At 67.4% G+C, this 9,004-nt stretch carries 7 protein-coding genes and 2 pseudogenes; 2 read left to right on the top strand and 7 right to left on the bottom strand.

Annotation, left to right across the window (positions count from 1 at the left end; genetic code table 11):
• Nucleotides 1–49: 49 nt before the first annotated feature.
• Both ACFU95_RS32185 and ACFU95_RS32180 read right to left on the bottom strand, forming a co-directional pair.
• A pseudogene (locus tag ACFU95_RS32185) lies at nucleotides 50–491 on the bottom strand (glycine/betaine ABC transporter ATP-binding protein); the annotation flags it as partial.
• Nucleotides 485–1,039, bottom strand: coding sequence for a transposase (locus ACFU95_RS32180; RefSeq protein WP_383834744.1), 555 nt, complete (start codon nucleotides 1,037–1,039; stop codon nucleotides 485–487). The pseudogene ACFU95_RS32185 and the gene ACFU95_RS32180, both read right to left, overlap by 7 nt.
• Before the next feature lie 140 nt (nucleotides 1,040–1,179).
• Between ACFU95_RS32180 and ACFU95_RS32175 the strand changes: the two are divergent.
• Nucleotides 1,180–1,461 (top strand): annotated as a pseudogene (locus ACFU95_RS32175) (transposase); the annotation flags it as partial.
• Nucleotides 1,462–1,472: 11 nt separating this feature from the next.
• Here the strand turns inward: ACFU95_RS32175 and ACFU95_RS32170 are convergent.
• From ACFU95_RS32170 to ACFU95_RS32150, 5 genes are all read right to left on the bottom strand, one after another.
• On the bottom strand, nucleotides 1,473–1,958 hold the full coding sequence (locus ACFU95_RS32170) for a hypothetical protein (protein ID WP_383834742.1): 486 nt from the start codon (nucleotides 1,956–1,958) through the stop codon (nucleotides 1,473–1,475).
• 268 nt (nucleotides 1,959–2,226) lie between these two features.
• On the bottom strand, nucleotides 2,227–3,189 hold the full coding sequence (locus ACFU95_RS32165) for an ABC transporter substrate-binding protein (protein ID WP_383834739.1): 963 nt from the start codon (nucleotides 3,187–3,189) through the stop codon (nucleotides 2,227–2,229).
• Nucleotides 3,190–3,202: 13 nt separating this feature from the next.
• On the bottom strand, nucleotides 3,203–5,221 hold the full coding sequence (locus ACFU95_RS32160; protein ID WP_383834736.1) for an ABC transporter permease: 2,019 nt from the start codon (nucleotides 5,219–5,221) through the stop codon (nucleotides 3,203–3,205).
• Nucleotides 5,221–6,306 (bottom strand): glycine betaine/L-proline ABC transporter ATP-binding protein, encoded by a 1,086-nt coding sequence (locus tag ACFU95_RS32155; RefSeq protein ID WP_383834733.1) that lies wholly within the window; start codon nucleotides 6,304–6,306, stop codon nucleotides 5,221–5,223. Before ACFU95_RS32155 ends, ACFU95_RS32160 begins: the two co-directional genes overlap by 1 nt.
• 20 nt (nucleotides 6,307–6,326) lie before the next feature.
• On the bottom strand, nucleotides 6,327–7,796 hold the full coding sequence (locus ACFU95_RS32150) for an aldehyde dehydrogenase family protein (RefSeq protein ID WP_383834731.1): 1,470 nt from the start codon (nucleotides 7,794–7,796) through the stop codon (nucleotides 6,327–6,329).
• Nucleotides 7,797–8,014: 218 nt separating this feature from the next.
• Between ACFU95_RS32150 and purU the strand changes: the two genes are divergently transcribed.
• Nucleotides 8,015–8,887 (top strand): formyltetrahydrofolate deformylase, encoded by an 873-nt coding sequence (purU, locus tag ACFU95_RS32145; RefSeq protein WP_383834728.1) that lies wholly within the window; start codon nucleotides 8,015–8,017, stop codon nucleotides 8,885–8,887.
• Nucleotides 8,888–9,004 lie beyond the last annotated feature (117 nt).

Genomic DNA, 9,004 nt, shown 5'->3' with positions numbered 1-9,004 from the left:
GGCTTCTCCCCTGTCTCCGTCTTGTCCGGTTTCTCCATGGCGACGGTCATCACTCGTCGCCTTCCTGCCCGGCGACCACCGCGAGGATCTCGTCGTCACCGACGATGCCGAGCAGCTTGCCGTCCTCGACGACCTTGACCGGCTTGTCGGCCGCGAGGACCGCCCGGGTGGCTTCCCGCACCACGACGTCCGGGCCCAGCTCGGGCCCGTCCAAGGCGTCGCCGTCCTCCGGCGCCCGCATGACCCACTTCAGGGTCAGGACGTCGCCGCGAGGCATGTCCTTCACGAAATCGCGTGCGTAGTCGTCGGCGGGGGGCGCCCACCAGCTCGTCGCCGGTGCCGCACTGGACCATCTTGCCGTCGCGCATGATCAGGATGCGGTCGCCCAGTTTGAGCGCCTCGGAGAGGTCGTGGGTGATGAACACCATCGTCTTGCCGACCTGGTGGTGGAGGCGGATGACCTCGTTCTGCATGTCGCGGCGGATCAGCGGGGACGCCGACGGTCACGTCGATCTCGACATCGCGCGTCGATGACGGCGCGCAGCTGGGTGGCGGCCAGGTCGGTGTGGTCATCGGCAGGGCGCACCTGCTGGACGTCGAGCATCGCCGTCCAGGAGCTGCGGCCGCGTTCCAGGGCCGCGACCAAGGAGTAGGGCCGGCCGGGGATCATCTGGGCTTGGCCCTTGCCGCGGGCGCAGGTGTGGCAGAACAGTCGTTCGGGGCTGGTGTTCGCGTCCGGTCGCAGCCAGTGGCTGACGTCGATCCCCAGCACGATCCGGCCGCCGTCGCCGCGGGGGATCGACTGGCGGGCCATGACATTGCGGAACCGGCCGATGTCGATCCGGCCCTGATTCGGGCTGTCGTACAGGCTGCCGTGGCCGCGCCGGTGCTCAGGTTCCAGCGACAGTTCCACCAGCGAGGTGACCGGCCCGTCGGCGCACAGCACCGCGTCGGCCAGCTCGAACAACCCGTCCGCCCGCACCGTCAGGCGCTGGTAGAACGCCTCACGGAACCGGGACAGGTCCCCCAGCGCAGCCACCGCGCCGCCATCGTGCACACTGATCAACTGAAGCCCTTGGTCGATCTTCCGTCTGTCGCAAGAAGGAATGATCAACCAAGGGCTTCACCCATGACCAACCGGGTCCCTGGCCAGCCTCCCCGGCCTTAAAAACTCAAGCTAAGTATCTGCGTGGGTTGATGGCGCCGCTGGAACGGCGTAACGGCTGGACCCTGGCGGAGCAGGCTGGTGACGGCACTCCGGACTCGATGCAAGCGTTGTTGTGCAGCCCGTGTTTCGACCGCGACGACGTGCGGACGGCAGTAGTGCGGGCGATCGGGGACCCGACCGGGGTGTTGGTCGGTAACGAGACCGGGTTCGTCAAGAAGGGGACCGCCTCGGCCGGTGTCCAGCGGCAGTGCACCGGCACCACAGGCAAGGTCGACAACTGTCAGATCGGGGTGGTCGGGTACAACTAGCCGACGCAGTGTTCGCCCTTCCAGGGCCAGTTGAAGCTTCCAGGCTTGACCAGGGCGACGTTCCAATAGGGAAGAGCCGCGCAGGAGTCGATCCACAGCTGGGTCGCCGGAAATTTCCCGGCGGTCTTGCTGTTGAACAGCAGTGGCCCACCGGAGTACTTATAAATCTTGACGTTGTGGTCGGACGCGAGCGTGATGTAGGCCCTGGGCTGAGCCGACGTCACATGATTCGGTCCGAACTCATCCTTTAGAACACCTTTGTAGTAGATGAGCGCGTTGGCATACTTGCCCATGCAAAGCTTTGCGACAGCCCCGCGCTGTCCAGCAGTGGACACGATGCACTTCCCGACGGTCAGCTTCTGACCGAGGTTCAAGTGGTACTGCCCAGCTGCAGCGTCAGCCTGAGTGGCTGGCGTGAACATGGATGCCCCAAGCAGCATCCCGGCAATCAGAACGCTCTGCACATATTTGCGAATCCCCATGTCTCCCCGTTTCCGAATGAATTTGGGTTTGGTCGTAACCGCGTGCCATTCCGGACGAGATCTTACCGGGGAGATGCCTTCACCGCGGGCCTCGGAAATCATTTTTGCCGCAGCTTGACCGCTTTGCCGGCGGCCACGCTCCAGGTGAGGGCTTCATGTTGGAATTCGGGAGGAATCGCGGGCGAAACAGGTTGTTCTCCGGCAGTTCACGCAACACACCAACGGAGCCTTGGCCGGAGAACAACCACATGAGCGGCGGACGCCGGCGCTACTTGATCCAGGCGTCCACCTTGTCCTTGTTGGCCTCGACCCACTTCTTGGCCGCCGCCTCGTCCGTCATCTTGTCCTGCGCGATGTACTTGGCGACCTCGTTCTGGTCGTCGTTCGTCCAGTTGAAGTTCTTCACCAGGTTGTAGGCCGGGCTGCCCGACTTGGCGAACTTCGCACTGACGATCTTGTTCAGGTTGTAGACGGGGTAGTCGCAGGCGACCTTCGCCGCGTCGGCGTCACAACCCGTCTTGTACGCGGGCAGGGAGACCTTCTTCAGCGGGACCTCGGACAGGAACCACTGCGGCTCGTAGAAGTAGCCGATCACCCACTTCTTGTTCTTCTCGGCGTCGCGGAAGGCCTGGATCAGCGCCGTCTCGCTGCCCGCGTACACCACCTTGAAGTCCAGCTTCAGGTTCGTCACCAGCGCCTCGTCGTGGGTGACGTACGACGGGTCGCCGTCGAGGAGCTGGCCCTTGCCGCCCGACTCGGACGTCTTGAACTTCGACGCGTACTTGTTGAGGTTCTTGTAGTCGAGGATGTCGGGGTGCGCCTTGGCCAGCCACGGCGGCACGTACCAGCCGATGATGCCTTTGTTGCCGGTCGGGCCGGCGTCCACGGCGGTCTTCTGCTGGTCGATGTACTTCTTCACCAGGTCGGGGTGGCCCCAGTTCTCCAGGACCGCGTCGACCTCGCCGGAGCCGAAGCCCTGCCAGGCGATCTCTTCCTTGAGGTTCTTCTTGTTGACCGTACAGCCGAGGTTGTGCTGGGCGACGTACGCGACGACCGCCGCGTCCGCCTCGTAGCCCACCCACGGGTTGACGGCCAGGTTGAAGGTGCCGCACTTGCCCGAGCTTCCCGAGCCCGCGGTGGAGCTGTCTCCGACCTTCGCCCCGCCGCACGCAGTGAGGGTGAGGCCGAGGACGGCCAGGCCGGCCGCGCCGGCTCGCCAGTGTCTTGCCATGGTGTCGTGCTCCTTAAGCGGTGGCGCGGCGCGCCGCGGCCTGAGTGATCCGGTCGAACATGACGCCGAGAAGGACGATGGCCAGACCCGCGGCAAGCCCCTTCCCGTACAGCTCCCCCCGTGCGAATCCGGCCACGACGTCGTAGCCGAGGGCCCCCGCGCCCACCAGGCCGCCCACAACAACCATCGACAGCACGTAGATCAGGCCCTGGTTGGTCGCAAGCGTCAGGGCGCTGCGTGCCATCGGCAGTTGAACCTTGGTGATGATCTGCCAGGTGTTGCACCCGGCGGAGGTGGCCGCCTCCACGGTGGTCGCGGGCACCGCCCGGATCCCGTCCGCGATGATCTTCATGGCGACCGGGGCCCCGTAGACGATCGCGGCGACGATGGCCGTGAAGCGGGTGGGGCCGAACAGCGCGAGGAACGGCACGAGGTAGACGAAGGGCGGCATGACCTGGGCGGCGTCCAGGGTGGGCCGGATCAGCCGGTCCACCATCATGCTCCGCCCCATCCACACCCCGAAGACGATGCCGAGCACCATCACGAGGATGGTGGCGACGAGGGTGGAGGCCATCGTGGTCATGGCGTCCGACCACACACCGGTGGCGACCAGCAGGCCCACACACACGCCGGTGGTCACCCCGGCGCGCCAGCCGCCGAGCACCGTGCCGACCCCGATCAGGGCCACACCGACGAGCCACCACGGGGAATCGGTCAGCAGGGTCTGGAACGGATTGAGCAGACCGTTGGTGATGGCGTCGCGGAAGCCGTTCGTGAGACCCGACAGGCTGTCCTGTGCCCAGGTGGTCACGTTGTCCGCGGCCTTGGCGATGGTGCTGCCGGTGCTGCCCTCGCCGGGGAACTCGGCCGCCCACACGTACATGTGCGACAGATACACCAGCACGGCCGCCGCCACTCCACCGCCCACCAGCAGATGCCGCCGCCACGGGAGGAGGGGGTTCTTCGAGCGCCGGGCCGCTTCCTCCCGTCCGCTCGCCGCGGTGGTGACCCGGTCCAGGACGATGGCCATGACGACGATGGCCAGACCGGCGTTGAACGCGGTGCCGACGTCGAGCGACTGCAGGGCCTGGACGACGGTCTGGCCGAGGCCGGGCGCGTTGATCAGAGCCGCGATGGTCACCATGGCCAGGGCGGCCATGATGGTCTGGTTGACACCCATCACCACGGTCCGTTTGGACATCGGCAGCAGCACTTTGAGCAGCGTCTGCCTGCGCGTGGCGCCCAGTGAGTCGGCCGCTTCGACCGTCGTCTCGGGTACGGAACGGATGGCGTGCGCGGTAATCCGGATCGCCGGCGGCGCCGCGTAGATCAGGGTGGCGATCGTCGCGGAGGCCGGGCCGATCTGGAAGAACAGGGTCAGCGGGGCCAGGTAGACGAAGGTCGGCATGGTCTGCATGAGGTCCAGGAAGGGCGTCACGATCCGGTTGAACCGGTCGGACAGCCCCGCCCACACACCCAGCGGGATCGCGAACAGCAGCGCCACGAAGACCGCGGAAAGGGTCAGCGCCAGCGTGTCCATGCTCTCCTGCCACAGGCCCTGCAGCCCGAAGAAGGTGAAGCCGGCCACGGCCAGGAGCGCCACCCGCCAGTTGCCCACGGCCCAGGAGACGTACCCGGCAAGGCCGACGACTCCGAGCCAGCCGATCTGCGGCACCGGCCGGTCGCCGGACGGCTGGGAGATCAGTTCCTGCACGAAGTTCACCAAGGAGTCGATGACCAGTCGGATCTCGTTGAAGAAGTACAGGAAGAGCGGGTTGGAGTTGCGGTCCGCGCCGATCGCGTCGTTGACGTCGTTGAACCAGCGGTGCAGGTCCGTCAGGTCCGCCGCTGCCAGCGTCAGGGTCTGCTTTCCGCGCAGTACGGCGAAGAGCACCAGCCAGACGAGCACGATCGCGGCCAGGACCATACGGCGGCTGACGCGGCGTGCGGCCAGGACCGGCGGGACCTTGCCCGGCCCGTCCTCCTTGGCCGCCTGGCCGGCGTCCTCTCGTTTCTCCACGGCGACGGTCATCACATGTCGCCTTCCTGTCCGGCGACCACGGCGAGGATCTCCTCGTCGCCGACGATGCCGAGCAGCTTGCCGTCCTCGACGACCTTGACCGGCTTGTCGGCGGCGAGGACCGCCCGGGTGGCTTCCTTCACCACCACGTCCGGGCCCAGCTCGGGCCCGTCCAAGGCGTCGCCGTCCTCCAGCGGGCGCATGATCCATCGCAGGGTCAGGACGTCGCCGCGCGGTACGTCCTTGACGAACTCGCGGACGTAGTCGTCCGCCGGAGCGCCGACGAGTTCGTCGCCGGTGCCGCACTGGACCATCTTGCCGTCGCGCATGATGAGGATGCGGTCGCCCAGTTTGAGCGCCTCGGAGAGGTCGTGGGTGATGAACACCATCGTCTTGCCGACCTCGTGGTGCAGCCGGATGACCTCGTTCTGCATGTCGCGGCGGATCAGCGGGTCGAGCGCCGAGAACGGCTCGTCGAAGAAGAGCACGTCCGGATCGCCGGCCAGCGCACGGGCCAGCCCGACGCGCTGCTGCATGCCGCCGGAGAGCTGGTCGGGGTAGGAGTTCTCGTAGCCCGCGAGGCCGACCAGTTCGACGACCTCCTGCGCCCGCCTGGTGCGCTCGGCCCTGCTCATGCCGCGGATCTCCAGCCCGAACGCCACGTTGTCGAGGACGCGGCGGTGGGGCAGCAGACCGAAGTGCTGGAAGACCATGGAGAACTTGCGGCGTCGCAGGTCGCGCAGGCGCGCCGGGTCGGCCTCGCGGATGTCCTCGCCCTCGAAGACGATCTCGCCCGCGGTGGGTTCGATCAGCCGGGTGAGACATCGCACCAGCGTGGACTTGCCGGAGCCGGACAGGCCCATGACGACGAAGACCTCGCCGGGCGAGACGTCGAAGTGGACGTCGCGTACGGCGGCGGTGCATCCGGTACGGTCCATGAGCTCGCGGCGGGAGAGGCCGCACAACTCCTCGGAGTCCGGCACCTGGTCGGCCTTCGGCCCGAACACCTTCCACAGCCTGCGCACGGAAATGACCGGGGTGGAGCCCGAGTCCTGGGGCGTGCCGCGCCGCTGCGGCACCTCGGTCTGTGTGGTCACGTTCGACCTTCTTTCGGCGTTCAGCCGCTGAACCAGCGCTGCGGCCGGGGTTGGATGTTCTGCCAGATGTGTTTGGGCTCTCGGTACTCGTTCAGGCCGGCCGGTCCCAGCTCGCGGCCCACGCCCGAGTGCCCGAAGCCACCCCATTCCGCTTGCGGCACGTAGGGGTGGTAGTCGTTGATCCACACCGTGCCGTGGCGCAGCCGCCGGGCGACCCGCTGGGCCCTGCCCGCGTCCTGCGTCCAGACGGCTCCGGCGAGTCCGTACTCGGTGTCGTTGGCGATGCGTACGGCGTCGTCCTCGTCGGTGAAGCGTTCCACGGTGAGCACAGGCCCGAAGGACTCCTCGTGCACCACGCGCATGTCCTGCCGGCACTCGTCGAGGACGGTGGGCGGGTAGTAGTGGCCGTTCGCGAGGGCGGGGTCGTCGGGCCGGGCGCCGCCGCAGCGCAGTACGGCGCCGTCGGCGAGGCCCGCCGCGACGTACGCCTCGACCTTCTCCAGGTGCTGTGCGGAGATCAGCGGTCCGGTCTCGGCGGCGGGGTCGAAGGGGCCGCCCAGCCGGATCTGCCGGGCGCGGCGGACCACCTCGTCGACGAAGGCGTCGTGCAGCGAGTCCTCGACGATCAGCCGGGCGCCCGCCGAGCAGACCTGACCCGAGTGCAGGAAGACGGCCGTGAGGGCGAAGTCGACGGCCGTCTCGAAGTCGGCGTCGGCGAAGACGACGTTGGGGTTCTTGCCGCCGAGCTCAAGCGCCACCTTCTTCACGCCGGCGGCCGCGGTGGCCATGATGCGCTTGCCGGTCTCCAGGCCCCCGGTGAAGGAGACCAGGTCGACGGCGGGGTCTTCGGACAGGGGTGCGCCCGCCTCCGGCCCGGCGCCCAGGACGAGGTTGGCGACACCGGCCGGGAGTCCGGCTTCCGCCAGCGCCCTCATCAGCAGGATCGAGGTGGAGGGGGTGAGCTCGCTGGGCTTGAGGACGACCGTGTTGCCCGCCAGCAGCGCCGGGGCGACCTTCCAACTGGCTTGCAGCAGCGGGTAGTTCCAGGGTGTGATCAACCCGCACACACCGACCGGCTCGTAGACGACACGGCTCACTGCGTCGTCGCGGCCGGTGTCGATCACCCGGCCGGCGTCGGTGCCCCCGATGCCGCCGTAGTAGCGGAAGCAGGAGATGACATCGGCGATGTCGTACTCGCTCTCCACCAGCCGCTTCCCGGTGTCCAGGGACTCGGCGCGGGCGAATTCCTCGGCGTCGCGCTCGATGATGTCGGCGGTGCGCAGCAGCAGCGCGCCGCGCTCCCGCTCGGGGGTGCCCGGCCAGTGCCCCGCGTCGAAGGCGCGCCGGGCGGCGGCGATCGCCGCCTCGGTGTCGGGGCGCGTCCCCTCGGAGACGGTCACCGCGAGCGTGCCGTCAGCGGGACACCGGATGTCCCGGCGCCCGCCGGCCACCGCATCCCGCCATTCGCCATCCACATACAGGTCTGCCACGCGCCGAGCCTTTCCACAGAAATTCGTTGCGCATCGTGCACCCAATTGCTTGTGGTGGAACACCCTGACGAATACCAAGTCGGACGTCAAGAGGTTGACTGATGACGATTTCGCCATGCGCTCATCCACCCCGTCACCCTTGACCAAGAGCGGGGTCGGGCCGACCATGTTGCGTATCGCTCACCATGTTGTGCAATACGCATCGACGGAGGCCGCACATGTCCCCTCGACCCCAACCCGGCCGTGAGTACGTCCTGACCCTCTCCTGTCCCGACAGCGCCGGGCTGGTCCACGCCGTGAGCGGCTTTCTCGTCCGGAACTCCGGCAACATCCTGGAAAGCCAGCAGTTCGACGACCGACTTCAGGACCGCTTCTTCATGCGGGTCCACTTCGACGTCTCCGATCCGAACGCCGATCTGGAGAAGCTGCGTTACCGGTTCGGTCCGGTCGCCCAGGCCTACAACATCTCCTGGACCCTCAGCGACGCCTCGACCCCGACCCGGACACTGATCATGGTGTCCAGGTTCGGCCACTGCCTGAACGACCTGCTCTTCCGCAGGTCCACCGGCGCCCTCAACATCGAGATCCCCGCGATCGTCTCCAACCACCGCGACTTCGAGGGTCTGGCGCAGACGTACGGCGTCCCCTTCCACCACATCCCGGTGACCAGGGACACCAAGGCCGAGGCCGAGGCACGACTGCTGGAGCTGGTCAGCGAGCTGGACATCGACCTCGTGGTGCTGGCCCGCTACATGCAGATCCTCTCCGACGACCTGTGCAAGCAGCTGGAGGGGCGCGCCATCAACATCCACCACTCGTTCCTGCCCAGCTTCAAGGGCGCGCGTCCCTACGACCAGGCCTACCAGCGCGGAGTGAAGCTGGTCGGCGCGACGGCGCACTATGTGACGTCCGACCTGGACGAGGGCCAGATCATCGAGCAGGACGTGGTCCGGGTGGACCACTCCCTGGACCCCGGCGAGCTGGTCACGGTCGGACGGGACGTGGAGGCGCAGGTACTCGCGCACGCGGTGAAGTGGCACAGCGAGAGCCGCGTGATGGTGGACGACAACCGCACGGTGGTCTTCCGCTGAGCGATCCGGCACAGGAGTGGGGGGGGGGGGGGCGCGGGCCCCCCCCCCCCCTTCTCTGTTTGGTCCTCGTTTTTTTCGGTGGGATTTGTTTTTCTTCCCGCGCGTTCTCCCCCCACC

The organism is Streptomyces sp. NPDC057623, assembly GCF_042800355.1.
GTDB lineage: Bacteria > Actinomycetota > Actinomycetes > Streptomycetales > Streptomycetaceae > Streptomyces.
The sequence above is the reverse complement of the archived record's forward strand: the minus strand, read 5'-3'. Positions and strand labels throughout refer to the sequence as shown.

Coding starts and splice junctions, on each gene's coding strand:
- ACFU95_RS32170 (WP_383834742.1), bottom strand. CDS start 1,958: ATGGGGATTCGCAAATATGTGCAGAGCGTTCTGATTGCCGGGATGCTG.
- ACFU95_RS32160 (WP_383834736.1), bottom strand. CDS start 5,221: ATGACCGTCGCCGTGGAGAAACGAGAGGACGCCGGCCAGGCGGCCAAG.
- ACFU95_RS32165 (WP_383834739.1), bottom strand. CDS start 3,189: ATGGCAAGACACTGGCGAGCCGGCGCGGCCGGCCTGGCCGTCCTCGGC.
- purU (WP_383834728.1), top strand. CDS start 8,015: ATGTCCCCTCGACCCCAACCCGGCCGTGAGTACGTCCTGACCCTCTCC.